Annotated in this window: 19 protein-coding genes; 12 read left to right on the top strand and 7 right to left on the bottom strand. The window is 34.1% G+C overall.

The features are described from left to right. The first annotated feature begins 97 nt into the window (after nucleotides 1-97). The 5 genes from AC1RRQ_RS01755 (at nucleotide 98) to AC1RRQ_RS01735 (ending at nucleotide 7088) form a co-directional block, all read left to right on the top strand. Complete coding sequence (locus AC1RRQ_RS01755; protein ID WP_493020828.1) at nucleotides 98-2527, top strand: TonB-dependent siderophore receptor; 2430 nt, start codon at nucleotides 98-100, stop codon at nucleotides 2525-2527. 404 nt (nucleotides 2528-2931) lie between these two features. Then, complete coding sequence (locus tag AC1RRQ_RS01750; protein WP_493020826.1) at nucleotides 2932-3657, top strand: DUF4198 domain-containing protein; 726 nt, start codon at nucleotides 2932-2934, stop codon at nucleotides 3655-3657. A gap of 225 nt (nucleotides 3658-3882) precedes the next feature. Next, nucleotides 3883-6201 (top strand): TonB-dependent siderophore receptor, encoded by a 2319-nt coding sequence (locus AC1RRQ_RS01745; protein WP_493020824.1) that lies wholly within the window; start codon nucleotides 3883-3885, stop codon nucleotides 6199-6201. A gap of 219 nt (nucleotides 6202-6420) precedes the next feature. After that, on the top strand, nucleotides 6421-6636 hold the full coding sequence (locus AC1RRQ_RS01740) for a hypothetical protein (protein WP_493020822.1): 216 nt from the start codon (nucleotides 6421-6423) through the stop codon (nucleotides 6634-6636). Continuing rightward, complete coding sequence (locus AC1RRQ_RS01735) at nucleotides 6582-7088, top strand: putative polyvalent protein kinase domain-containing protein (RefSeq protein WP_493021457.1); 507 nt, start codon at nucleotides 6582-6584, stop codon at nucleotides 7086-7088. Before AC1RRQ_RS01740 ends, AC1RRQ_RS01735 begins: the two co-directional genes overlap by 55 nt. An 88-nt stretch (nucleotides 7089-7176) precedes the next feature. Here AC1RRQ_RS01735 and AC1RRQ_RS01730 read toward each other — a convergent pair whose 3' ends face one another. Next, entirely contained in the window at nucleotides 7177-9813 is a 2637-nt protein-coding gene (locus AC1RRQ_RS01730) for a valine--tRNA ligase (protein ID WP_493020820.1), read from the bottom strand. Between the two features lie 273 nt (nucleotides 9814-10086). On the opposite strand from AC1RRQ_RS01730, the gene AC1RRQ_RS01725 reads away from it, so the two are divergent. Next, nucleotides 10087-10467: a DUF1573 domain-containing protein gene (locus AC1RRQ_RS01725; RefSeq protein WP_493020818.1), complete on the top strand. Its 381-nt coding sequence runs from the start codon at nucleotides 10087-10089 to the stop codon at nucleotides 10465-10467. A 120-nt stretch (nucleotides 10468-10587) separates the two neighbouring features. On the opposite strand, the gene AC1RRQ_RS01720 is transcribed toward AC1RRQ_RS01725, so the two are convergent. The 5 genes from AC1RRQ_RS01720 to AC1RRQ_RS01700 form a co-directional block, all read right to left on the bottom strand. Then, nucleotides 10588-11073, bottom strand: coding sequence for a hypothetical protein (locus AC1RRQ_RS01720; RefSeq protein WP_493020816.1), 486 nt, complete (start codon nucleotides 11071-11073; stop codon nucleotides 10588-10590). 152 nt (nucleotides 11074-11225) lie between these two features. Then, entirely contained in the window at nucleotides 11226-13355 is a 2130-nt protein-coding gene (locus AC1RRQ_RS01715; RefSeq protein ID WP_493020814.1) for an OmpA family protein, read from the bottom strand. 10 nt (nucleotides 13356-13365) lie between these two features. Then, on the bottom strand, nucleotides 13366-14292 hold the full coding sequence (locus AC1RRQ_RS01710) for a PorP/SprF family type IX secretion system membrane protein (RefSeq protein WP_493020812.1): 927 nt from the start codon (nucleotides 14290-14292) through the stop codon (nucleotides 13366-13368). Between the two features lie 33 nt (nucleotides 14293-14325). Further along, nucleotides 14326-16950 carry a gliding motility-associated C-terminal domain-containing protein gene (locus AC1RRQ_RS01705; RefSeq protein WP_493020810.1) on the bottom strand — a complete coding sequence of 875 codons (2625 nt, stop codon included), beginning with the start codon at nucleotides 16948-16950 and terminating at the stop codon, nucleotides 14326-14328. A gap of 134 nt (nucleotides 16951-17084) precedes the next feature. Next, nucleotides 17085-18413, bottom strand: a complete 1329-nt coding sequence (locus tag AC1RRQ_RS01700) for a PDZ domain-containing protein (RefSeq protein WP_493020808.1) — start codon at nucleotides 18411-18413, stop codon at nucleotides 17085-17087. A gap of 122 nt (nucleotides 18414-18535) precedes the next feature. Between AC1RRQ_RS01700 and AC1RRQ_RS01695 the strand changes: the two genes are divergently transcribed. The 6 genes from AC1RRQ_RS01695 (at nucleotide 18536) to lgt (ending at nucleotide 23948) form a co-directional block, all read left to right on the top strand. Continuing rightward, nucleotides 18536-19732, top strand: coding sequence for a pyridoxal phosphate-dependent aminotransferase (locus AC1RRQ_RS01695; protein WP_493020806.1), 1197 nt, complete (start codon nucleotides 18536-18538; stop codon nucleotides 19730-19732). Nucleotides 19733-19934: 202 nt separating this feature from the next. After that, nucleotides 19935-20606, top strand: coding sequence for a GTP cyclohydrolase I FolE (gene folE, locus AC1RRQ_RS01690; RefSeq protein WP_493020804.1), 672 nt, complete (start codon nucleotides 19935-19937; stop codon nucleotides 20604-20606). Between the two features lie 84 nt (nucleotides 20607-20690). Beyond that, nucleotides 20691-21056: a four helix bundle protein gene (locus tag AC1RRQ_RS01685; RefSeq protein ID WP_493020802.1), complete on the top strand. Its 366-nt coding sequence runs from the start codon at nucleotides 20691-20693 to the stop codon at nucleotides 21054-21056. 83 nt (nucleotides 21057-21139) lie between these two features. Next, nucleotides 21140-22618, top strand: coding sequence for a cysteine--tRNA ligase (cysS, locus tag AC1RRQ_RS01680; RefSeq protein ID WP_493020800.1), 1479 nt, complete (start codon nucleotides 21140-21142; stop codon nucleotides 22616-22618). Between the two features lie 81 nt (nucleotides 22619-22699). Next, a complete protein-coding gene (gene yidD / locus AC1RRQ_RS01675; protein WP_493020798.1) occupies nucleotides 22700-22948 on the top strand; it encodes a membrane protein insertion efficiency factor YidD in 249 nt (82 codons plus the stop codon). A gap of 67 nt (nucleotides 22949-23015) precedes the next feature. Further along, nucleotides 23016-23948: a prolipoprotein diacylglyceryl transferase gene (lgt, locus tag AC1RRQ_RS01670; protein WP_493020796.1), complete on the top strand. Its 933-nt coding sequence runs from the start codon at nucleotides 23016-23018 to the stop codon at nucleotides 23946-23948. 60 nt (nucleotides 23949-24008) lie between these two features. Here lgt and AC1RRQ_RS01665 read toward each other — a convergent pair whose 3' ends face one another. Then, a complete protein-coding gene (locus AC1RRQ_RS01665) occupies nucleotides 24009-24623 on the bottom strand; it encodes an acyloxyacyl hydrolase (protein ID WP_493020794.1) in 615 nt (204 codons plus the stop codon). Between the last annotated feature and the right edge of the window lie 63 nt (nucleotides 24624-24686).

The following is a 24686-nucleotide window of genomic DNA, read 5'->3' as shown; positions in this document are numbered from 1 at the left end:
TCTGCCTTTTCGTTGTTGAAAAAATTATAATTTTTACATTTGCTTTGTTTATATTTATTCTAAATAATTGCGCTAACCAAAAAAAAGAAAAAGAATCATGAATTATTTTAACCAAATTACAAAGCAGTTCCTCTATACCATCTGCTTGTTCTTTATTTGCATTGGTACTATAACTGCCCAGCAAAACCATGGTAAAATCAAAGGAAACATCACAACATCTGACGGAGAAAATGCTGTTGGCGTAAATATCATACTTAAAAACTCAAAGTACGGAACTGTTTCTGATGAAAATGGTGATTTTGAATTTGGCCGATTAAAAGCAAATACATATACACTTCAGGTCTCATTATCAGGTTATGAGACATTAGAAAAACAAATAATCGTAACTCCTAATGAAACAACTGGTCTAAATCTAAAATTAACGGTTTCTAACAAACAATTAAAAGAAGTTGTTATTACTAATAATAGAGGAAAAGCTTTCCCGAAACAAAGTAATTATGTATCAAAACTGCCTCTTAAAAACATTGAAAATCCTCAGGTTTACAATGTAGTTTCATCTGAATTGATGAAAGAACAAGTAATTACCAATTATGAAGATGCTTTAAAAAATGTTCCCGGAATCCAGAAATTATGGGAATCTACAGGACGTGGCGGCGACGGAGGTTCTTATTATTCGCTTCGTGGTTTTGAAGTTCAGGCGAATATCGTAAACGGATTACCTGGTTTAACAAGCGGAACATTAGATCCTTCAAATATCGAACGCATTGAAGTGATAAAAGGGCCGTCTGGGACTTTATTTGGAAGCAGTTTGGTTAGCTATGGCGGGCTTATTAATACCGTTACCAAAAAGCCTTACAGTGGTTTTGGAGGAGAGATTTCGTATATTGTTGGAAGCTTTGGTTTGAACCGAGCTACAGCAGACATCAATACACCGCTGGATGATAATAAGAATATTTTATTTAGAGTAAATTCTTCTTTCCAGACAGAAAATAGTTTTCAGGATGCTGGATTTAGAACTTCTTATTTTATAGCTCCATCTTTGTCTTATAAAGTAAACGAAAAGCTTTCGTTTTTACTTAATACAGAATTTATGGAAGAAGAAAAAACAACACCGTCAATGTTATTCTTAGGGCGAGATAAGCCTTTACAATTTGCTAATTTGGCCGAGTTAAACTATAATACTAATTTATCATTTTACAGTGACGACTTATCTATAAAAAATCCCCGATTCAATTTGCAGGCCCACATGAATTATAAAATTTCATCTAAATGGACTTCGCAGACTGTATTTTCAAGAGGAACTACTAAATCAAACGGTTACTACTCTTACATCTATGATAATGAAGATGGCAACAAAGATTTCGCCTTATGGATTACCAAAGAAAAATCACAAACCTCAACTACAGATATTCAGCAAAACTTTATAGGCGATTTTAAAATTGGTCCTATGAGAAACCGTATCGTAATAGGTTTCGATTACTTTAAAAGAGATGTAACTTTTAGAGGTACCGGTTATGGAAAAATTTATAATGTTACAGCACAAGGAGAAGTAAGACAATTTGATGATCTTAATCCAAATTATCTAACTGTAGAATCTGTAGATAATATTCTTTCTGGAGAAGCCGGGCCTGATTATCATTCTAAAGATGCTACTTACAGCGCTTACGTATCTGATGTATTAAATATAACGCCAACTTTGTTAGCTATGGCAAGTCTAAGAGTCGATTATTTTGATACTGAAGGAAACGTTAAAACAACCGACGACAATTATAATCAAACCGCTTTATCTCCAAAATTTGGAGTTGTCTATCAGCCAATAAAAGATCAATTATCTTTATTTGCCAATTACATGAACGGCTTTAAAAACATCGCTCCGGCAGTAAAATACGATAATGACGGAAAATTTGTTGGATCTCAAACTTTTGAACCTGAACATGCCAACCAGTTCGAAACTGGAGTAAAAACAGATTTGTTTTCAGATAAATTAACAGCAACCGCCAGTTTTTATATTATTAACGTTGCCAATTTAGTAACAAGCAATCCAATGTACAGTGCACAAGGCGGTAAAGCCAGAAGCAAAGGTTTTGAATTTGATTTGAATGCATCGCCAATAAAAGGTTTAAGCATTATTGCCGGATTCAGTCATAACGATAGTAAAATTACTAAAGGAGACGAAAACAACGTTTGGTTAGATCAAGGAAAAAGACCTTTCTGGGCTGGACCAAAAAACTTAGTAAACCTTTGGGCAACTTATAAGTTTACAGAAGGATTGTTAGAAAATTTCGGTCTTGGTTTTGGAGGAAATTATGCAAGCGACAATGCCATTTTAGACAGCGAAGTTACCGGAAAATTCATTTTACCTGCTTATACTGTTATCAACGGTTCTGTATTTTACAATTCAAATAAATTCCGTGTAAGCTTAAACGTTAACAACATTACCAATAAAGATTATTTTAACGGAGGCTGGTCTACAGTAAATCCGCAAAAACCTAGAAATGTTGTGGCAAGTTTTGCTTATAAATTCTAAAAACAAGCTGTCTTAAAAGGCAGCTTGTTTGCTCACTGGAATATTCATTTTATCTATAAAACCCCGGCGGGGTAAAATATTTATAGAATTACAATTAGACAATTAAAAAAGCTCCGCAGGAGCGGCATATATAATAACTATAGAAAAATATGTCGCTCTTACGGAGCTTCATGTTCTAAAACATTCCTTTGCTATAAATATTTAGCTTCTCTGAAGCTTACAAACAGAAATCCATTCTAAACTAATCACTAGAAATTTCATTGTTTTTATTGATAATTAGTCTAAATAAGCATTGTTTAACTAATATTAAATCTTACATTTGTAAACAACAAAAAATAACCAATGAATTAAAAATCTGAGCATTTAAGCGGGATTTTTTTAATATTAATTTTAAATCATACCTCATGAAATCAAAAACTTTTAAGTTAATAACGTTTGCATTTTTAATGCTTTTTGCAGCACCGCAGCTTTTTGCCCACGCACTTTGGATCGAAACTAAAGCGACAGGAACAAAAGGAAAAGCTCAGGAAATTTCTGTTTACTTTGGAGAATTCTCTGATAACGACATTACAAAAGCAGATAAATGGTTTTCTGATTTAAAAGATTTCACTTTAATCGTAATTTCTCCTTCAAAAAAAGAAACTAAACTTACTTCAAAAGCGTTGGATAATAAATACCAGGCTTTCTTTACACCAACAGAAGACGGCGTTTACACTATTGTAATGCAGCATACAGTTAAAGATGTTTACGGTACAATGAAACTGGATTACAACTCAAGTGCAAATGTAGTTGTGGGCAACAAAGCAGCAGGAAATACCATTGCATCAAACACTAACAAAATTGCTGTATTCTCAGAAAATGCAGATGCTGCAAAAAAAGATACCAAAATTACCGGAGTTGCTTCTTATGACGGCGCTATCGCAAAAGAAACAAAAATTAAAGTAATTGCTCCTAACGGATGGGAAAAAGAATTATGGACAAACGATAAAGGCGAGTTCTCTTTTACACCAATCTGGTCTGGAAACTATATGGTAGAATATGCTCACACAGATAAAGCTTCTGGCGAACATAACGGAAAAAAATACGATGAAATTTGGAAAATGGCGACTTACCAAATTACCGTTAAATAGTTTATAAACTATTTTAGATTTAATTTTCAATTAAACCTTGTTCTTGGGCAAGGTTTTTTTTGTACGACTAATACAAAATTAGAATAACATTATAAAATTCTTAAGCTAATCTTAAGACAAAACTAATTAAATATTAAGAAAGAAAAGGACATCATAATTTTCTGTTAAGGTATTTGTGTCTTTATATTTGCATTCGATAATTTTTATTGAATCTAAATAAATACCATGAGACATTATTTACTATTGCTTTTATCTTTAATAAGCTTTGCATCTTATAGTCAAAACTATACAAGTATAGAAAACAGTACAGCCTCTGATACCGTAAAAGGTAAAAAAGGAGAAATTTTAAACGAAGTAATTGTTACCAAAGGTAAAGAGCCAAAACCGGTAACTGCTGTTCGTTCCGGATTAAAACCTATGGATAATCCGCAGGCCATACAAGTTATTGGTGCTGAAGTAATCGAACAGCAACAAGCCATCAGATTAAGCGAAGTACTTAAAAATGCTAACGGTGTTTATGTTGGTTCGGCACGTGGAGGCGCTCAGGAATCTTTTTTCTCAAGAGGATACGACATGTCGGCTAACAATATGTTTAAAAACGGATTTCGCTATAATGCAGGTTCTATTCCGGATGTTTCAGGTTTAGATAAAGTGGAGTTTCTTAAAGGAGGATCGGCTTTAATGTTTGGAAACGTAGCTCCGGGAGGAATTGTAAATTTGGTTACAAAAACTCCGCAGTTTAAAAGAGGAGGCGAAATTTCTATGCAAATGGGAAGTTTTGCTTACTATAAACCCTCTATCGATTTTTACGGTCCGTTAAGCAAATCAATCGCTTTTAGAATTAATGGTTCTTACGAAAACTCAGAAAGTTTTAGAGATGTAGTTAAAAACGAACGTTTATACATCAACCCATCGTTTCTTTTTGATGTAAGCCCAAAAACACAAATTACAGTACAGGGAGATTATTTAACTGCCGACTGGACTCCAGATTTTGGAACCGGAATTATTGGAAAACAAATTTTAAACTTACCTCGTAATGCTTTTTACGGATCACTTTGGTCAAATGGTAATACAAAATCAGCAAGTGCATCGGTATTGGTAAATCACGATTTTAACAGAAACTGGAAATTGAATTTTAATTCTTCTTTCCAAACCTACAATAGAGGAAGTTATTCTACTGCACAATTATCAGGATTAGAAACCTATGCAACTCCGGGTGAATGGAACAGAGGTTTATCAAAAAATAAAAACTTAGAACAAATACTTGGAGACCAATTGAGCTTGCAAGGAAACTTTAATACTGGATCTGTAAAACATCAAATCTTTACAGGTGTAGACTGGGAAAATTCTTTTGCAACCGCTTATACATATACATTTGATGAAAAATATGTCCAAACAGGTGTAAAAGATGGTAAACCAGTTTATGGTCCAACACTTTATGACACAATAAACTTATTCGCTTTTGACCCGAGCAAGCAAAGAACAGATATCCCAACTACAGACAGAGCGACTCAAATAGCAAAAACAGAAACAAATCGTTTTGGGGTTTACTTTCAGGATTTAATTTCTGTTACAGATAAATTTAAAGTATTAGCTGGTATTCGCTGGTCTTGGCAGGAAGCCGAAGTAAGCACATACAAAGAAACACTTGTAGGATCAAAACAAACTGTTGCGCCGGAAAATGCCGTGCCAACTATTACTCCAAAACGTTTAGATAATGCATTTTCTCCAAAAGTTGGATTAGTATATCAGCCTTTAAAAGACATGTCATTATTTGCTAGTTATTCTAGTTCATTTACACCAAATACAGGAACAACAGTTGATTTAAAACCACTAGAAGCTTCAATTATAAATCAATATGAAGCCGGAATCAAAAAAGATTTCTGGGATGGTGCTTTAAGTACAAACGTAACAGTATATCAAATTACAAATAGCAACTTAGCACAAACTGCTGAATTAAATCCTGATGGATCCCTTAATACCGATACAACTAAAAAGACTTTAGGCGGCGGAACAAAAAGTAAAGGAGTTGAAATTGATATTACCGCAAGACCTGTTGAAGGCTTAAGTATTATTGGAGGTTACAGCTACAATGATATGCGTTATACCAATACATCTGGAACTAGCGGAAGTTTTGTAACAGGCGACCGTGTAGCAAGAACTCCTGCAACTACAGCTAATTTAAGTTTCTTTTACACGGTACCAGAAGGATTCTTTAAAGGTGTTTCGGTTGGAGCAATTGGAAATTATATCGGAAACCGTTTAGGCGGATGGAATGATGATTATTTATGGACAGCTGTTAAACCTACACCTGCAAATCCTAAACCAGATCCTGCTTATATTGTAACCATTAGAGATCGTGATATTCCGTTAGAAGCTTATACCACAATCGATGTTTCGGCTGGATATACCTGGAGAAAAATTTCGATTCTTTGCAAATTATCTAATATTACAAACGAGTTGAATTATACAGTACACGAAAATTACAGTGTAAACCCAATAGCACCCCGTCAGATAATGACAAGTTTACGTTATAAATTCTAAATTTTGAATTAGATTTTTACTTTCGGAATCTTTTCTGATTATCAGAAATAAAAATGTTTTCGGAAAATTTAAACCTCATCTTTAAAAAAGGTGAGGTTTTTTATTTGGTATACATAGACAATAATAAGCATCGTTGTTGACGTTAAAGTTATTTCTCATTTTTTTAGTTTTAAGAAAGAAGCAAAACATAATACAAAGACTACAAAAACGATATAGCGTTTGACATTACAAATAAAATGTGGTACTTTTACATTTTATTATCTGAAATATGAATTACAACTTATCATTTCAGGAAAGAGCAAAGTTAAGCATGGAACAATTATCCAAGCAGCAGCCTGTTACCTTAGAAGAAGCCAAAGCTCAAGTGCAATGGCTGAAGGATTCAAGCATTTCAAAAAACAAGAAAAAGAGACCTTAGAAAAATTATTGATATAAATAACCTTTGGATTTTAGATATTAATCTTGATAATTATGTTTCCGAAGGGGCAGAACAAAAAGTTTTTCTAAAAGATGGTAAAAATGTTATCAAACTTAATGACTCTATTTACTATAACTCATGGATTGATTACTTTAATAACTTACTATTAAATAACTTCTTTTTTCCTGATACAGCATATAATTTACTAGGCTTTTTTAAAAATGCAGATACAATATTTGCAGTCGTCGAACAACCTTTTGTAAAAGCAACAGAACCAACAGATCTAGAAACTGTGAGAAAATTTATGCTTGCAAATGGATTTTTAAATACTAAGAATAATGATTATTATAATCCTGATTTAGGAATTATACTAGAAGATCTTCACGACGAAAACGTATTAACAGAAAATGGTATACTTCAATTTATAGACACTGTTTTCTATATTAAAGATAATTTCTACGAAAATTAAAATTTGCGATTCACAGTTATTCAGAATAATACAAGATAAAAAAGCTGTCCACTTTGGACAGCTTTTCTATTTTAAATCAATCTGATTTTTATTTCAAACCAGCAATACTTTGCTCGATTGTAGCAATTTTTGCTAAAGCATCCGCTTCTTTTTGTTTTTCGTTTGCTAATACTTTCTCTGGTGCTCCGGCAACGAATTTCTCGTTTGATAATTTTGCCTGAACTGATTTTAAAAATCCTTGCGTATAAACCAACTCTGCGGTTAGTTTTGCAATTTCAGCCTCAACATCAATGTTTCCTCCAGAAATCGGGATGAAATATTCATTTGATTTTACACGGAAAGATAACGCTCCATCAACTTTAGCCGAAACATATTCGAAAGCCGTAATGTTTCCTAATTTCGATACAATAGTATCAAAATAAGTAGAGATATTTTCGCTGTTGATTGCTTTTAATTCGATAGCATCTTTAAACGGAATATTTTTATCTTTTCTAATCGTTCTGATTCCAGAAATTACTTCGATTGTACTTTCAAAATCAGTAATTAAACCTGCATTAAAAGGTTTTAATTCTGGCCAGGTTGAAACAATTAAAGCTTCTTCCGGAGTTCTGTCAGCAATTAAGTGCCAAATTTCCTCTGTTAAGAAAGGCATAAATGGGTGAAGTAATTTTAAGTTACTTTCTAACATTTCGATTGCTTTGTCGAACGTTGCTTTATCAACTGGCTGTTGATACGCTGGTTTGATCATTTCAAGAAACCAAGAACAGAAATCATCCCAAACCAATTTGTAGATTGCCATTAATGAATCTGAAATTCTGTATTTCTCGAAATTATCTTCAATGTCAACCAACGTTTGCTGCAACTTCGCTTCGTACCATTCGATTGCTACTTTTGATGATTCCGGCTGCGGAATTGTTTCAGAAACTTCCCAGCCTTTAATCAATTTAAAAGCATTCCATATTTTGTTTGTGAATGATTTTCCCTGCAGGCATAATTCTTCATCAAACATAATATCATTTCCTGCAGAAGCACTTAAAAGCAATCCTACACGAACACCATCGGCACCAAATTTTTCTATCAAGTCTAAAGGATCAGGAGAATTTCCTAATGATTTAGACATTTTACGACGTTGTTTATCACGTACTAAACCTGTTAAGTATACATTTTTAAACGGTTTTTCGCCTGTATATTCGTAACCAGCAATGATCATTCTGGCAACCCAGAAAAATAAAATATCCGGACCTGTAACCAAGTCATTTGTTGGATAATAATATTTAAAATCTTCGTTTTCAGGATTCACAACACCATCAAAAACTGACATTGGCCATAACCAAGCAGAAAACCAAGTATCTAAAGCATCAACATCCTGCCTTAAATTGTTAATGGTTAATTGTGAATTGTTAGTTCTTTCTTGTGCTAATTTTAATGCATCTTCGATGTTTTCAGCAACTACAAAATCTTCTTTTCCGTCTCCGTAATAAAAAGCAGGAATTCTGTGTCCCCACCATAACTGACGAGAGATATTCCAATCGCGAATATTGTTTAACCAATGCGCGTAAGTGTTTTCGAAACGTTTTGGATGTAATTTAATATCACCCGTTTCTAAAACCGACTTAATTGCAGGTTTTACCAATTCATCCATCTTTAAAAACCATTGATCTGATAATCTTGGCTCGATTACCGCTTTGGTTCTTTCAGATGTTCCTACTTTATTCAAATGGATTTCGGTTTTTGCCAAAGCTCCAATTTCTTCTAATTCTTTTGCTATTTCAGTACGAACTACAAAACGATCTTTTCCTTGATAATGTAATCCGAAACTGTTTAATGTAGCATCTTCATTAAAAATATCAACGATTTCAAGATCATGTTTCTCTCTTAGCGTTTTATCGTTCATATCGTGAGCAGGAGTTACTTTTAAACATCCTGTTCCGAATTCTACATCTACATACTCGTCTTCGATAATTGGAATTACTCTGCCGCAAATAGGAACGATAGCTTTTTTACCTTTTAAATGTGTAAAACGCTCATCGTTCGGGTTGATACAGATGGCAGTATCTCCAAAAATAGTTTCCGGACGTGTTGTTGCGATAGTCAGGAAATCTTCTGAACCTTCGATTTTATATTTTAAGAAAAATAATTTTCCTTGTTGTTCTTCGTAAATTACTTCTTCGTCAGATAAAGTAGTTTTAGCTTCCGGATCCCAGTTTACCATTCGGTATCCTCTGTAGATTAATCCTTTGTTGTATAAATCTACAAACGATTTAATAACAGCTGCCGACATGTCAGGATCCATCGTAAATTTGGTACGTTCCCAATCGCATGAAGCACCTAATTTCTTAAGTTGTTCAAGGATTGTGCCGCCATATTTATGTGTCCATTCCCAGGCATGTGCCAAAAATTCTTCGCGGGACAAATCATTTTTATTGATTCCTTCTGCTTTTAGTTTCGCTACGACTTTTGCCTCAGTTGCAATAGAAGCATGGTCCGTTCCAGGAACCCAGCAGGCATTGAAACCTTTAAGACGGGCTCTACGAATTAAAACATCCTGAATAGTATTATTCAGCATATGTCCCATATGCAAGACACCAGTGACGTTTGGAGGAGGAATTACAATAGTATACGGCGTTCTATGATCTGGCTCTGAATGAAAATAATTGTTTTTCATCCAATACTCATACCATTTGTTCTCAATCGTCTTAGCGTCAAATTGTGCTGGAATTGTCATTTATTAGGTTGTTTAATCGTTTATTTTTTTTGTTGATTCGTTTAATTGTTAATTCGTTTAATCGTTATTTTTTGAAATTTTAGCAATGTAAACTCAATCCCAATCAATTAAACGATTAAACAGAAAAACAAATAAACGAAACTTTGGTTCAATTTTTGTAATTATATCTGACAGCAAAAGTAAATAATTAAGTAGACTATAAAAAACGAATTAATAATTTGTGTGTTAATTAAAAGAATGTATATTTACTTACAACTTAAAAACAATTTCAAAATGAAAAATGCAGCCTCTTTTATTGCAGTCTTATTGTTTAGCGCAATAGGTTATGCACAAAACGGCCCAAAAATTGAATTTGCAGCCCCGGACAATACCATTGATTATGGTAAAATTTCAAAGACTGACAATGGAGTACGCTCCTTTGAGTTTACTAATACAGGCGATGCGCCGCTTTTAATTATTGGTGCAGAATCTACAGTTAGTTCTATAGTTGTTACTAAACCCGCAGCAGCTGTAATGCCTGGTAAAAAAGGCAAAATAGATGTAAAATATAATATGGCTGCCGGACCTATTCGTAAAACAATTACTGTAGAAACAAATGCCGTAAACTATCCTGATGGCCGAGTTGCCCTTAAAATTAAGGGAGAAGTTTTATAAAAAAATAAATCCTAAAAATAGTAAAAGCCGTTTCTTTAATTAGAAACGGCTTTTTTATTTGGATTCTAAAATTAAACCCGACAAGTTTTTGAAACCTGTCGGGTTTGTTTGGAGAGATTATTATTTTTTCTCAGCGCATTCTGCGGTTTCGAATTTATATTTTACGCGATCAAAATCGATTGGTTTATCTTTAACCAAATAGGTTACTCCCATTGTAGTCTGCATGGTTCCGTTTCCTAAAATAAGCTGTTTGTCACGTTTTAAAAGCGCCATTGGGTTTTTAAAAATTTTGTCTTTACTGGCTGAATCCTTAAACGTATAATCTATAAATAAGGTATCTCCGTGAAATTCTCCTGCAACTTCACCCGTTCTTACTGTCGAAGGAGCTACTTTCATTACCATATCTCCGGTTAATTTTCCGTTTTTTAAAGTATTCAATTTTAAATCTATTGTATCCTTTTCGTATATCGCTTTAAAGCAATCTGTGCTTACAATCTTTTCTCCCTCCGCTTTTGCAGCTTCGGCTTCTTTTTGTTTTTCATCATTTTTACAACTTTGGAATCCTAAACAGATTACAAGCAGACAAGGTAAAACTAGATTTTTCATATTTCAATATTTTGTTCAAGGTTATTCTATAAAATTAAATAAAAAAGAAGCTAAAAAAAAGAGTTTTAAAAAATATTGACTTCAAAATAAAACCCAACAGGTTTTATCCCGAGGCTTCGGGACTGTCGGGTTGGTATAGTGCAGTAAAAAAACTATAAATTCTTAATTACAAATTCAGATCTTCTGTTTAATTCGTGTTCTTCTTCGGAGCAGGCTTCATCGGGTTTGCATTTTATAATGGGCACCGATTCTCCATAACCTTTTGCCGAAACGCGTTTAGCATCGATTCCGGATTGAATGATAAATTCTCTGGTAGAATTGGCTCTTTTTTGAGATAAATCGGCGTTGAATTTTTCATTTCCGCGCGAATCGGTATGCGATCCAATTTCGATTACCATTCCAGGATATTTATTCATTAACTCAACAACACGGCCTAAAATAACTTTAGATTCTTTACGGATGTACCACAAATTGTAATCGAAATAAATAGGATCTGTTTTAATAATCAAACGATCTTTATCTCTTATAACGTCTTTTTCCTTCTCTAAAATCTCTTTTACTTTCTCATTCTTTTTGACTTCGGCAGCAACGATTTCAGCTTCTTTAGCTTTCTTCTCTTTTTGCTTTAATTCTATGGCGGCAAGTGCTTCTTTTTTCTTGTTTTCTTCTTCTATAATAAGTTCCTGCTTTCTTTTCTTTTCGGCATTTTCCTTTTCTTCGAGTTTAATTGCATCTAAAGATCGTAATGCTAAAGAAGCATCGTTTACTTTGTCTCGGGTTTTATCCAAAGTCAAGATTACAGACTCATTCGTATATTTTTCCTTAAAAGCCGAAACTTTATAAGATGCTTCACAGGCAGCGGTAAAACTAAATTTTCCATCGGCCGAAGTCGTAATGATATTCAGGGTTTTATTTTCTGAATCCTGTAAAATTACGGTTGCATTTTCTAAAGCCAGTTTGGTATCAACATCTGTAATAATTCCGGCGATAAACTGTTTGCAGTCTTCTACAATTAAGTCTTTGATTTCTTTAAATTTATAAATATCATCGCTGCCCTTTCCTCCTTCTCTGTTAGAAGCAAAATACCCTTCTTTGGTTTCAGAATTAATATTGAAGGCAAAATCATCTAAATTTGAATTTAACGGCAAACCGATATTTACAGGTTTTGAATACGTATTTCCGTTTATTTCAGACACAAAAACATCCAAAGATCCGTAACCTAAATGTCCATCCGAAGAAAAATACAGTTTATCATCCGCGGAAGCGAAAGGAAATTGCTCTCTTTTACTGGTATTAATTTCCGGTCCTAAATTCTTTGGTGTATCAAATGCGCCTTTGTTTACGTTAACCGAATAAATATCAAAAGATCCTAAAGATCCCGGCATATCTGAAGCAAAATACAATACTTTTTCGTCAGCACTTAAAGCAGGATGTTCAACAGAATAATTAGGACTATTAAACGGAAGCGATGTAACATTGGTCCATTTTCCTTCAACCAATTCGGCTTTAAAAATCTGCAGGTTTGATACTTTTTTGTCGTCTTTCTTTTTTCTTCCGTTTTTAGAATTGTTTCGGGTAAAATACATTGTTTTGCCGTCTTTGGTAAAAATGGCATTCGATTCGTGCATTCCGGTTTTTAATTCTTTGGAAAAATAATGTACCGTAGAATCTGCCGTATTTATGTTTTGCAGCGGAATTGCAACCAAATTTAAATAGGTTTCGTTGTCCCATTTAAATTTTTTATCGAATATTCCAGGTTTTAATTTAACGCCTGCAAATACCAGATTACCTTTGTATTCAACCGCTCCAAACTCAGAATTTGGCGTATTTATCGGCAGATTTTTAATCTCAAATCGTTTTCCAATTGCCGATACGTTCTCTAAGGTTTTAAGGTCTTTTTCGAAATTAGAAATATCCTCAGGATTGGTTGATTTTGCATAATATTCTTTTAAAACTTCGTTTGCATCGTCATAACTATTGGTTGCTTTTAAAGTCTGGGCATATCTAAAATAGTATTCTCTGTCTAAATTATTATTGTAGCTTTTTACCAAAAGGCGGTAATAACGCTGGGCTTTGACCAAATTGTTGGTATAGAAATAAGAATCTGCCAGGTTTTTAATTACTTCCTGCGAAGGTTTTTCTTCGGCCAGTCTTTCGTATAAAATAATGGCTTCGCTGTAATAGGTTCTGTCGAAAAATTTCTTAGCTCTAGACAATTCCTGATTTTGGGCATTTATAAACTGTATTGAAAATACGAATATAATAACGAGTAGTTTTTTCATATTTTTCATTTTAAAAGAATCTAGGTGATTTATCATATCCTTTTCCTAATAAATCCAAATCAAAAAGCAGCATAATTTCGTGTGTTCCCGAATTGAACTGACCAAAATTAGTAGTGGTATAATCGTATGCATAGCCTACTCTAAGCGATGGCGTAACGTTGATATTGAACAACGCACTTACCGAATCGTCGATCCTGTAAGCAGCACCAAATTCAAATTTCTCGTTAAACAAAACATTGGCCGTAATGTCTAAAGTTATGGGAGCGCCTTTTACAAATTTTGACATAAAAGCAGGCTTTAACTTCCACATATCATTAAGCTGAAAAACATAACCCGCGGTTAAAAAAGTGTGTATTTGTTCCGATCCAAAAGCGTTTATCCCTGATTTTTCTTCGATATATTTTGATTTAAGTAAATTGGGAACTGATAATCCCACATATAGATTGTCTCTGAAATAATAAGCTCCTACTCCAATATTTGGTTTAGTGGCGTTTATATTTTCTGCGAAAGCAAAATCAGTTTGAGGATCTGTAAAACGAAATCCATTGAAATTACTTTGTATCGACGAAAATCCAGCTTTAAGCCCGAGTGAAAGTTTGTTTTGCCCGCCCAATTTCAGTACGTAGGCAAAATCAGCATACACATTATTTTCTTTTTTGGCGCCGTCTCCAATATCATCTGAAATGAATGACAAACCCACTTCGACTTTTTCTGTTATAGCGCTGTGTCCAAAAAAGGTGAATGTTTTTGGCGCGCCAACGGCACCCACCCATTGTGTTCTATACAATCCTCCAAAATTCATCATGGCCGGAACTCCTGTTGCATAAGCCGGATTTATCACACTCATATTGTACATATAATGCGTGTATTCTGGATCTTGCTGCGCAGAAACGGACAAATAAAAGAGGAAATTTATAAAGAGTATTATTTTTTTCATTTGAAAATTATATTAAATAATATAAAAAGAGATTTATCGGTTTAAATAAAGACGGCCTTGTTTTGGCGGTTTATTGTCTTTATTAAAATGCAGCACGTAAAAATAAACGCCGTTTGGTGCAATACCTCCCGCAATACCGCTCTTTTCATAATTCATCCCGTCCCAAGCCGGTTTATTTTTATCTCCTTTATACATTCCGTTTCCGTATCTGTTAAAAATTTCAAGGGTATAATTGGGGTATAAAAACTCGATATCTTTTATTACAAACGAATCGTTTACGCCGTCTCCGTTTGGCGAAAATCCATCGGGAATAAAAAAGTCATTTGGCACATCGTCGCAATCTGTTAATTTAACCGTGACTTTAATATGTTCCGAAGAAAAACAATCTGAACTCGGAAAATTGAATCCGTAATATTCTCCCTGTTCTGTTAAACGAGTGGATGCTGACAATAAATTTCCGTTGGTTTCTGCATCGTACCAAACTACAGTTGAAGGCACATTGGTATTATTTGATAAATCTGCAATCGTTGGATTATTTAAGCCGCAGAAATCTGCTCCATCTGTATTTAAAACCGGAGCAGGCGAATCGTTTACGGTAACCAAAACCATTGCCGCTTCTGATGTACAGCCAGCAGGCGAAGTTTCTTTAACATAATAATTTCCTGATTCTAAAATAGTAGTATCCAGAAGAGCTGTTGTCGCTGCTGCTGAATTATACCATTTATATTGAGGCCCTTTTGGAAATAAATTCGCAATCGAAGCTTCGTCAAATTTACAAAAAGACTGCGGCCTTGCAATTGGCGCAGCAGGAATTGGATTTATAATAAAACTGTCTAATACATTCGTTAAATCAACATCGCAATTGGTTATATTATTCTTTAAATTGGTTATTGAGATAATGGTAGATCCTGTATTTAAAAGTAAATCCGGCGGAATTTCGAAACTTGCTTTTCCGCCAGTAACAGGCAGTACAACTGTTTCTGAAGTGCTTAAATTACTATCTTGAAGCATATATGAAATCGTAACATCAGTCAAAGTTCCTAATCCGGAAATTGTTACCGGAACTGGATCATGAAGACAACGATCATTAACGACCACGCTTACTGTTGAAGCATTTGGCAGCGGATTTATAGTTACATCTCCTCTTATCGCAGCTGTGTTGGTACAGCCTGTTACTGTATTTGTGATATTCGTAATGGTGATAATTGACACACCACTCTTTATATTTAAACTTCCCGGAATAATAAAATTTGCATTGCCACCTGTAACCGTAATATTTGCCGTTTGTCCTAGTGCCGAATTGTCGCCAGAGATATTATAACGAATACTATATTTTCCATCTGGTAAACGCAAAGCATTTGTAAGATGTGCCAATGCATTTTTATTCTGGCATGTTGGTTCTAAAGTTAAAACCGCACCATCTAAACGCGGAATAGGATGTACTTCGAGTTCATCTGATAAATCATTTACAATATTATTACAAGCTCCTTCGCTTGCAACATCCACAATATTGATAATTGATACCGTAAACTTACCTACTTGTCTGAAATAAGAAGAAGAAATTGGAAAGTTTAAAACTCCGTTTACAAAGTTAGCCACAATGGTTTGAGAACCGCCATTGGGTCCTGAAACAGCAAATGTAACGCGATATTGCCCGTTAGGAATAGGCTGAGCACCTCTTGTTAATACAGCTGAATAAGTTGCCGTTGGAATATCTGGTTCACAAATATCTTTTATAACTTCAATTTTCGCTCCTGTAAAATCGAGTCTTTTTTCAATCGTAATTACTATAGGCTCTGTTTTATCAGGGCATACTTTATTATTTGGAGTTGCATAAACAGTATAGGTATACGTATAGGATCCCGGCCCGCCAGCATCATAGACTTCCTGCAGATTAACAAAATTATCGCTTAAAGATGTTAAACCGGGACCTCTCCACTCGCCTCCCTTATCCTGCCCTGTAAGTCTGGTGCTTAAATCTAAGTTGGTATAAAAAGCAAGATCAGTTTCTGCACAAAGCAATAAATTCCTTGCCTTTCCTACTTCCGGCGCTTTTCTAATCGTTACAATTACGGTAGAAGATGGCGAATTTGGAGAACACGCCAGCACAGGTGGTACTGTATAAGTAAATTGAAAAGTTCCTCCAATTCCTTTAATTGGAATAAGCTGGTCTACAATTTGTCCGGTACTATTTCTCCATGTTCCATTTGTATGCGGTGCCATTACAGTTCCATTGAATGCTGTAAAGAGGTTAAAAAACTCCTCATCACTGCACACCGTGGCATGCGGAGCTGGAACTCCGGCATAAGCGCCAATAGTAAGGGTTACTGTAGCTTTATTATCTGTGCATCCCGTAGCAGCAGGTACTGTATAAGTATATCGATAGTTTCCTCCCTGACTGATGAGCTGCGCATTTAAAGTTCCCAAAGCGGGGTTTAATCCTCGGGAAGTATCGTCTCCTGTCCATGTTCCGCCCGGTACAGGACTGCCTCCTAACAAAGAAAATAACGATATGTTTTGATTTACAGGATCTTCTATTGTACAAATATCAACATGTGCATCTGTACCAGCACATTGTGAATAAATTTTTGGAGAAAAAACTGTTAGAAAAGTAAAAAACAATAAGAATTGTAAGAAATTAATGTAGTTTTTGACCATATATTATTATTTTTGTTAAACATAATAAAATATGTGCTTACTTCCTAAAAAACTTAATTTTCTTATTAATTTTTAAAATACATACAAACTAAGCTGCAAATTTGAATATCGGAAAGAATTTAATAAAAAAGAAATTACAACTCGTCTTCAAGTCTGAACCTAAATTTTAAAATAAGGCTGTTTCTTTCTACATCAATAGTAATCCATCTGTCTTCTTCGGATTTTAAAAGCTGATTAATTTGCTGCAAAGAATACTTGTAAGGTCTTTCGTTATTAATACTGATAATGATATCGCCTTTTTGTAAGCCACATTTTTCAGCAGCTGAATGTTTTCTGATGTTTACAATTTCGTATACTGGTTTTAACAAAAACTTGTATCTAAAATTACTTCCGTTATTATTTTGATTTCTTTCCGTTTCACTCACACTCGAAACCACTTGAACTGTCTCTAAATGAACCGTTTCCTGAACCCATTGCAATCCATTATGCTGAATAGTTATACCACTTTTATTATACGTAAAAGGATCTGAGAATTTGTTGTTTTTTTTCAGATAAAGCTTTTGATCCCTGTAATCTAAAACAATATTGAATCGTTTTAAAACTTCTCCTCCAACTGAACCAATTCTATCTTTAACCATTTTAACATTCGCAATAGATAACGAATCAGGAAAAGCAACTATTGGTCTTTTAAAATCAAACTCATCGATTGAAAACATCTGAATTCGTGCACGATGCCCTTCGATATCGCCGCTAAATCCTTTTCCTAAAAAATCAGGAAAGTTCTTTTTAGGAAGTTTAATTTTTGAATTTTCGAAAATCCAGAAAGCATCGCTGTTACCAATATCAATTAGCAGTTTTGCATCAATTTCCATGCTGTCAACAACGGCTGTTGTATAAATATAAGGCTTGGATTTTTCTATTGTTATCGGGATTAGTTTAAACTTTTTATCCAGCTTTTTCTGGATTTCCTGTTTGTCTTCATACACGGTAATTTTTCGTTTTTCATAATTAATCTCCACTATATTGTTCTTGAAAAATTTGTATCCAATAATTCCATTTACCGGAATACCAATATGCGACGACAAATTAAAACTCTGATCTAAAATAACATACAGCATATGATTATTTGATCTAAGCCCATAAGTTTCAAAAGTATTGTTCGTTGATTTAAGTCCTTCTATTTCTTTTTCAGAACCCAGTCCTCTAAGTTTGATTTTCTCCACATTATTAAACTTAACCTCCTGCATTTCATCCATACTGAACAAAATAGTTTCCTCGACACCAGAGTCTAAAAGAAAATTCAGCTCTATTCCGTTTACTTTTATCGGAATAAAAATCAGGTTATTTATCAATTTAAAAGGGATGACGACCTTTTTTTTGTTGTTTGAGATAATGAAATTATCTTGAGCTTTTAAACAAAAAGGCAGCAATACCACAAAAAACAACACAATATATTTTTTCATTGACAATATTTTATTATAAAATTAGTAAATATATTTATTATTGTTAGATTTTTATAAGTCTATGCATTGTTTACGTTAAATTCGAAAAAAAAATGCAAATTTGCACTTCAATAAAAAATCTCATGCCAACAATTTCAAGCAAAGGCAGAAACATGCCCGAATCACCGATACGTAAGCTTGCTCCTTATGCGGATATCGCAAAGAAAAAAGGACACAAAGTGTATCACTTAAACATTGGTCAACCGGATATCAAGACACCCGAAGTGGCCATCGAGGCGGTAAAAAATATTGATTTAACTCTTATCGAGTACAGTCCGTCAGCCGGATATGAAAGTTACAGAAAAAAATTAGCTCAATTTTACCAACGCCAAAATGTAAATGTTAACTCAGAAGACATCATCGTTACGACTGGTGGCTCTGAAGCCCTTTTGTTTGCACTGGCCACGATTACAGACCCAGGAGATGAAATCATTATTCCTGAACCTTTTTATGCGAACTATCACGCCTTTGCCTCTTCTACAAGTGCAACTGTGGTGCCTCTTGTTTCGACTATCGAAACGGCATTTGCTTTGCCAAGTATCGAAGAAGTTGAAAAATTGATTACGCCAAAAACTAAAGCAATTTTAATTTGTAATCCTGGTAATCCAACCGGATATTTATATACTGAAGCCGAGATTAAACAATTAGCCGGTTTAATTAAAAAATACGATCTGTATTTAATTGCTGACGAAGTTTATCGTGAGTTTTTATATGATGGAGATGATGTGCATTTTTCTGTAATGAACTTAGAAGATGTACAGCAAAATGTAATCATGGTAGATTCAGTTTCTAAACGTTACAGTATGTGCGGCGCAAGAATTGGCTGCTTGATTACAAAAAACAAAGAAGTTCTGGCAACGGTTATGAAATTCGCTCAGGCGCGTTTAAGTCCGCCAACAATTGAGCAGATTGCATGCGAAGCTGCTATCGATACGCCGCAAAGTTATTTTGACGAAGTAATTTCAGAATACAAAGAACGCCGTAACACTTTAATTGCAGAGTTAAACAAAATTGAAGGTGTAATTGTAACGAAACCAAAAGGTGCATTTTACTGTATTGCACAATTACCAATCGACGATTCTGATGCTTTTGCGCAATGGCTTTTAGAAAGCTACAGCTTAAACGGAGAAACGGTAATGGTTGCTCCTGCAAAAGGATTTTATTCGACTCCGGGAATGGGGTTAAATCAGGTTCGAATTGCCTATGTTTTAAACAAAAAAGACCTAATAAGTGCTGTAAATATTTTAAAAGAAGCGCTTTTGGCTTACAATAACAAATAAAAAACAAACTAAACTTAACTTTCAAAAGACAATAACCGCTTGTGTTATTGTCTTTTGTATTTTTAAAAAGTCGTAATTAGACCAAATTTAGATTATATCCAAAAAGGATCGATTAAATAGTAAAAAGCATAGAAAAGGTTTCCTATTTATTAATTATCTTTACCGCCTTAAAAAGATATACCCATTATAATAGTAGTTTTTAATGATAAATAACGAAGATTTTTTAGACGAAATAGGTGACAATCACTTCAGCAGTAACGCAAAAAACCCTCTTAGAGAAGATGCTTTCGACTTAACTGATGATGAAAAAATAGAAAAAATTAAAAAAGATGTTGAAAACATTCTGCAGACTCTTGGAATGGATTTAACAGATGACAGCATAAAAGGTACTCCAAACCGAGTAGCTAAAATGTTTGTAAAGGAGATTTTTGGAGGTTTAAATCCTTCTAAACAACCAAAAGCTTCAACTTTCGACAATAATTACAAATATGGCGAAATGCTGGTGGAGAAAAACATTACGGTTTATTCTACCTGCGAACATCACTTACTGCCAATTATAGGACGCGCTCATGTTGCTTATATTTCAAGTGGAAGAGTTATTGGTTTATCTAAAATGAACCGTATTGTTGAATATTATGCAAAAAGACCTCAGGTTCAGGAGCGTTTAACGATGCAGATTGTTCAGGAACTTCAAAAAGCGTTAGGCACCGAAGATGTTGCCTGCGTTATCGATGCGAAACACCTTTGCGTAAACTCAAGAGGAATTAAAGACATCGAAAGCAGTACTGTAACATCTGAATTTGGCGGAAAATTCAAAGATCCTCAAACAAAAAGAGAATTTCTTGATTACATTAAACTAGAAACACAGTTTTAAATATTTGGTTAATCGTTTATTTGTTAAATCGTTTAATCGAAAACAGTTAAACAAATAAACGGTTAAACGATTAAACCCAAAAACATGTATGTTTTTTCATTTGAAAAGCTGGAAGTTTGGCAAAATGCAAGAATGTTTATTTTGGATATTTACAAATTAACTAGTAAATTTCCGTCAAATGAATTGTTCGGAATAACTTCTCAAATTAAAAGAAGTTCATCATCAATTGCTACTAATATTGCTGAAGGAACTTCAAGAAATACGAATAAAGACAAAGCTCATTTTTTAACGATTTCTTATTCATCAGCGATGGAAACTTTGAATCATTTAATTATTTCAAAAGATTTAAATTATGTTTCCGAGACAGAATATACAGCATCTCGTGAAAAAATTGAAAAAATCTGTAATCAGATAAATAGTTTAAAAAAGTATTATCTTTCAAAAGAATAATACGCAGTAAATTAAAAAACAAAAAAAACGTTTACACGATTAAACAAATCAACAATTAAACGGTTAAACAGCAAAAAAAAAATATGCCTTTATATACAACGCAGCCACTAAAAATATACAACTCGCTTTCGGGTGAAAAAGAAAATTTCAAACCAATCCATGAAGGAAATGTTGGAATGTATGTTTGCGGACCAACGGTTTATAGTAATGTGCATTTAGGAAACGTGAGAACTTTTATGTCTTTCGACGTAATTTTCAGATACTTTTTACATCTGGATTACAAAGTGCGTTATGTTCGTAACATTACCGATGTGGGGCACATTGTAGACGACGTTGATGAAGGTGAAGATAAAATTGCCAAAAAAGCACGTTTAGAGCAATTAGAACCAATGGAGGTCGTACAACGCTATACGGTAGATTTTCATGACATTCTAAAAGCTTTCAACTTTTTACCGCCAAGTATTGAGCCTACAGCTACAGGACATATTATTGAACAAATCGAAATCATCAAAAAAATCATTGATACCGGAATTGGTTATGTTGCCAACGGATCTGTTTATTTTGATGTGGTGAAATATAACGAAACCAACAATTACGGAATTTTAAGCGGCCGAAATATCGAAGATATGCTTGCCAATACCCGTGATCTTGATGGCCAATCAGACAAAAGAAATCCGCAGGATTTTGCACTTTGGAAAAAAGCAGAACCAGAACACATCATGAGATGGCCTTCTCCTTGGAGTGACGGTTTTCCAGGCTGGCACTTAGAATGTACTGCAATGAGTACTAAATATTTAGGAAATCATTTTGACATTCACGGAGGCGGAATGGATTTAAAATTCCCTCACCACGAATGCGAAATTGCTCAAAATGAAGCTTGCACAGGACAGTCGCCGGTAAATTACTGGATGCACGCCAACATGCTTACTCTTAACGGAAAGAAAATGGCTAAATCTACCGGAAATAATATTTTACCGGGAGAAATTTTAAGTGGCGACAATACTATTCTAAGTAAGGCATTTTCTGCTTCTGTAACTAGATTTTTCATGCTGCAGGCACATTACAGAAGTATTTTAGATTTCTCTGATGATGCTATTACAGCTGCCGAAAAAGGGTATAAAAGACTAATAGAAGCTATTGAAGCTTTGCCGGCAATTAACCCAAGTTCTTCTAGTTCTATTGATTTTTCTTCTTGGAAACAAGCTTGTTATGATGCTATGAACGACGATTTTAATACGCCAATTTTAATTGCGCAGTTATTTGAAGCCGTACGTTATATCAATTTATTAAAAGAAGGAAAAGAAACCATTTCTGCCGAAGATCTAAAATCATTCTCTGCAGCTATAAACGCTTTTGTTTTTGATGTTTTAGGTTTAAGTGACGAGAAAGCTGCCGATGGCAACAACGACAAATTAGAAGGTGTTGTAAACATGCTTATCGGAATGAGAAATCAGGCAAGAGCTGATAAGAATTTTGCACTTTCAGATCAAATTCGCGATCAGTTAATCGCCTTAGGAATTCAATTAAAAGACGGTAAAGAAGGAACTTCTTTTAGTATTTAAAAACGAAGTGTTCAGTAATCAGTTTAAAGTATTCAGATTTAAACTGATTACTAAATACTGATCACTGATGACTGAAAAAATATGTTTTCAAAAATTCTAATATATCCGTTTGTAATACTGGTGCGCTTTTATCAAACTGCGATTTCACCTTTTACGCCCGCTTCATGCAGGTTTGAGCCAACATGCTCAACTTATATGATTCAGGCATTACAAATACATGGATTATTCTATGGAGGATATTTAGGAATGAAGCGAATCTTAAGCTGTCACCCTTGGGGAAGGACAGGTTACGATCCGGTTCCCGAAAAGAAATGTTCACACAAACATTAACTTTTTCTAAAGATTTGCTCCATATTTAATCTCTATTTTTACAAAATATAATAAAACATTACACTATATGACACAGCCTTTAAACATCGTTTGGAATCCTTCGGAAGGAATAGATTTAGGATTTTTTATGATTCGTTATTACAGTTTAATGTTCGTAATTGCTTTTGGTTTAGGATGGTTCCTAATGAAAAAGATTTTCGAACGCGAACATGAACCAATTGATAAATTAGATTCTCTTTTTGTTTGGACTGTTTTATCAACGTTAGTTGGAGCTCGTTTAGGACATGTTTTATTTTACGATTGGGAGTATTTTAGAAATCATTTACTTGAAATATTTTTACCTTTTAGATTCGAACCAAAATTCGAATTCACAGGATTTCAAGGTTTAGCAAGTCACGGTGCTGCCATTGCCATTATCTTGGCGATGTATTTTTACAGCAAAATAATCCTAAAACGTCCTTTATTATGGATTTTAGACCGCGTTGTAATTCCTGTTGCCAGCGGTGCAATATTTGTTCGTATAGGAAACTTCATGAACTCAGAAATTATTGGTCACGAAACGACATCAGCATTTGGAATCCGATTTTTACACGATAAATTCAGCAAAGCCGAAGCGGTAAACGCAACACAAATTGCAAATCCAAAAGAGGCTTATAATGCCATTGCAACAGACCCTAAATTTGCTGATTTATTAGCACAAGTTCCTGCAAAACACCCAACGCAGTTGTACGAAGCATTTTGCTACATCTTTGTATTTGCCATCTTATATTTCTTGTACTGGAAAACTAACGCAAGACTTAGATCAGGATATTTATTCGGATTGTTTTTAGTACTTTTATTTGTAGTTCGCTTTATCGTTGAATTTGTAAAAGAAAGTCAGGGCGGCATCGAAGAAGAATTAGGTTTATTCTCAACAGGACAATGGTTAAGTATTCCTTTTATCATTATTGGTCTTTTCTTCATTATCAGAGCCAAAAGAAATCCATTATCTGCTTCTTAAGTTTAGAAGAATAATTCAAAAATATAAAGCCCGGTATTTTCATAATACCGGGCTTTATATTTATAACGAATACGAAACTCCAAATTCGATATTCTTTGTATTGTAACCTGCATTTTTACCGCCCAATCCTCCATTCGAAACGTGCCTTATTTCGGGCCGAATATCAAATTGTATCTTCTGCACCCTAAAAGAAAAACCAAGCGCTAAAACATCAGCAAAAGCGAATCCTTTTGACATCCTTTCGGTTTCGGTGTCATTTATCATCGGACCAATACTTCCCAAGACATAAAAAGAGCAGTTTTTATTGATTGGTTTCCGAACTAAAAACCCAAGATTCAACACATATTCCCTCACCTCTTTTAACTGCGTATATTCGTCTCTTTTTTGCTGATAATCTGGCTTTTCAGGCTTAACAAAATAGAAGTTAAGCAACTGATGTTCTGCAAAATTAATTTCGGGCTGTATTAATACTTCATACTGAAAATGTTTAGCTTCCTTCAGCTTATAATACAACTGGAGTTTATAAAAGTGATTGGTAAAAGTGTAATCTGTATTACTGAATTCGCTTCCGAATCCGTAATTAAATCCAATTGAAAGACGCGAATCCTTTTCTTGTGCCATTATATTTCCTGCACTCAAAAGAAACAACAAACTTAAAAGTAATTTTCCTGTCATAAACTATTTTAAAATTCCATTAAATATAGCACAAAAAAAAGATCCAGCTTTCACTGGATCTTT

The organism is Flavobacterium sp. GW821-FHT12A05, assembly GCF_058807735.1.
Note: the sequence above shows the minus strand (reverse complement) of the source record. Positions and strands in the feature narration are given on the sequence as shown.